The 2,844-nt window shown below is 69.8% G+C and carries 2 protein-coding genes and 2 pseudogenes; all 4 read left to right on the top strand.

Going from position 1 to position 2,844, the window contains the following annotated elements; translation table 11 throughout:
- Positions 1–252, top strand: a pseudogene (locus tag VFM98_RS14650) (D-alanine--D-alanine ligase); the annotation flags it as partial.
- On the top strand, positions 249–1,043 hold the full coding sequence (locus tag VFM98_RS14645) for a cell division protein FtsQ/DivIB (protein ID WP_325110648.1): 795 nt from the start codon (positions 249–251) through the stop codon (positions 1,041–1,043). The pseudogene VFM98_RS14650 and the gene VFM98_RS14645, both read left to right, overlap by 4 nt.
- 12 nt (positions 1,044–1,055) lie before the next feature.
- Positions 1,056–2,285, top strand: coding sequence for a cell division protein FtsA (ftsA, locus tag VFM98_RS14640; protein ID WP_325110647.1), 1,230 nt, complete (start codon positions 1,056–1,058; stop codon positions 2,283–2,285).
- 145 nt (positions 2,286–2,430) lie between these two features.
- Positions 2,431–2,844: pseudogene (locus VFM98_RS14635) on the top strand (cell division protein FtsZ); the annotation flags it as partial.

Here is a 2,844-nt window from a genome sequence, read left to right as displayed (position 1 = left end):
GCGATCCAGGAGATCGTGGTCAAGGCCTACCGGGTGCTGGGCTGCCGCGGCTGGGGCCGCATCGACGTGATGATCGACGCCGCCACCCGCAAGCCCTCCCTGCTGGAGATCAACACCTCGCCCGGCATGACGGGCCATTCGCTGGTGCCCATGTCGGCCCGCGCCGCCGGCATCGGCTACGAGGACCTGTGCCTGCAGCTGCTGGCCGATGCGGCGCTGGACCTGCCGCCGCAGGAGGTGGCCAGGAAATGAAGAAGAAGCAGGCGAACGCGCCGCTGCCGTTCGACGTCCGGCTGACGAACCTCACCGCCACGGTGCTGTTCGCGGCCTGCGGCGTCGTGCTGCTGGCGGCGCTCGCCTGGTGGGCCGTGCGCCATCCCGTGTTCGCCATCCGGGCCATCGTGGTGGAAGGCGAGGTGACGCACAACAACGCCGCCACGCTGCGCGCCAACGTGGCGCCGCGCCTGGCCGGCAACTTCTTCACCCTCGACCTGCAGCAGGCGCGCGCGGCCTTCGAGGCCGTGCCGTGGGTGCGCCGGGCGGTCGTCACGCGCGAATTCCCGAACCGGCTGCGCGTGCGCATCGAGGAGCATCGGGCCGAGGCGCTGTGGGGCACGGATTCGGAGTCGCGCCTGGTCAACAGCTTCGGCGAGGTGTTCGAGGCCAATGCGGGCGACGTCGAACAGGACGACATGCCGCGGCTGGCGGGGCCGGAGGGCTCGGCGGCGCAGGTGCTTTCCATGTACCGCGCGCTCGATCCGCTGCTGCAGCCGCTGGAGCTGTCGGTGGAGCAGGTGGTGCTCACCGGCCGCGGCGGCTGGACGGTGCAGCTCGATAGCGGCGCGGTGGTGGAGCTGGGGCGCGGCACGCCGCAGGAGGTGCTGGCGCGCGGCGAGCGCTTCGCCCGCACGCTCACGCAGGTGACATCGAAGTACGGGCGCAGGCCGGAGGCGCTGGTGACGGCGGACCTGCGTCACACGGGCGGTTATGCAGTCAGGCTGAGGGGCGTCGCGACCACCGAGTCGCGCACGCAGAGGAACTGAGGAAGAACGAGGATGGCGAAGGATTACAAGGATCTCGTCGTCGGCCTGGACATAGGCACGGCCAAGGTCATGGCCGTGGTGGCGGAGGTGCTCGGGGGCGGCGAACTGAAGATCGCCGGCCTGGGCATCGCGCCGGCCACGGGCCTCAAGCGCGGCGTGGTGGTCAACATCGACGCCACGGTGCAGAGCATCCAGCAGGCGCTCAAGGAAGCCGAGCTGATGGCGGACTGCAAGATCACCCGCGTCTACACCGGCATCACGGGCAGCCACATCCGCGGCATCAACTCGAGCGGCATGGTGGCGGTGAAGGACCGCGAGGTGACCCCGGCCGACGTGGCGCGGGTGGTCGAGACGGCGCGCGCCATCAACATCTCCACCGACCAGCGCCTGCTGCTGGTGGAGCCGCAGGAATTCGTGATCGACGGCCAGGACGTGAAGGAGCCGATCGGCATGAGCGGCATCCGGCTGGAGGCGAAGGTGCACATCGTCACCGGCGCCCAGAGCGCGGCCGAGAACATCATCAAGTGCGTGCGCCGCTGCGGGCTGGAGGTGGAGCAGCTGCTGCTCAACCCGCTGGCCACCTCGCAGTCCGTGCTGTCGGACGACGAGAAGGAACTGGGCGTGGCCTGCGTCGACATCGGCGCCGGCACCACCGACGTGGCGATCTTCACCGGCGGCGCGATCCGGCACACGGCGGTGATCCCGATCGCCGGCGACCTGATCACGAGCGACATCGCGATGGCGCTGCGCACGCCGACCAAGGACGCCGAGGACATCAAGGTGGAGTCCGGCTACGCCAAGCAGCTGCTGGCCGACCCCGAGCAGCAGGTGGAGGTGCCGGGCCTGGGCGACCGCGGCCCGCGCATGCTGTCCAAGCAGGCCCTGGCCGGCGTGATCGAGCCGCGCGTGGAGGAGATCTTCTCGCTGGTGCAGCAGGTGATCCGCGAGTCCGGCTACGAGGAGGTGCTGTCCTCCGGCGTCGTGATCACCGGCGGCAGCGCCGTGATGCCCGGCATGGTGGAACTGGGCGAGGACATCTTCCTGAAGCCGGTGCGCCGCGGCGTGCCGCGCTTCAACGGGGCGCTCGCCGACATGGTGGCGCAGCCGCGCGCGGCCACCGTGATGGGATTGCTCGAGGAGGCGCGGCTCGCGCGGATGCGCGGGGCCCGCGTGGCGCAGAAGCACGGCTCGGTGAAGACCGCCTTCGGCCGCATCCGCGACTTCATCGTAGGAAACTTTTAGGCCATGACGCGCTACAAGATCTGGCTCGCGCGGGGCTCGCCCCCGAGAAAGGAGCGCTGGCGGTGCACCGATCCGCCCCTTGCGCGTTAAGCGTTCCATCCAACAAGCATTCGTCAGTGGCAACTGCAAGAGTCAGGAGAATCACATGAGCATCGAAATGATCGAAGTCGAGGAGTTCAACCAGGGCACGCAGATCAAGGTGATCGGCGTCGGCGGCGGCGGCGGCAACGCCGTGGCCCACATGATCGAGCGCAGCGTGCAGGGCGTGGAATTCATCTGCGCCAACACCGATGCGCAGGCGCTCACGCGCAGCACGGCCCACAAGCTGATCCAGCTGGGGGGCACGGGGCTGGGTGCCGGCAGCAAGCCGGAGAAGGGCCGCGAGTGCGCCGAAGCCGCGGTGGAGGACATCCGCGACGCCATCGCCGGCGCGCACATGCTGTTCATCACCGCCGGCATGGGCGGCGGCACCGGCACCGGCGCGGCGCCTGTGATCGCGCGCGTGGCCAAGGAGATGGGCATCCTGACGGTGGGCGTGGTGACCAAGCCCTTCGACTGG

The sequence above is a fragment of the Ramlibacter sp. genome (assembly GCF_035706265.1).
GTDB lineage: Bacteria > Pseudomonadota > Gammaproteobacteria > Burkholderiales > Burkholderiaceae_C > Ramlibacter.
The sequence above is the reverse complement of the archived record's forward strand: the minus strand, read 5'-3'. Positions and strand labels throughout refer to the sequence as shown.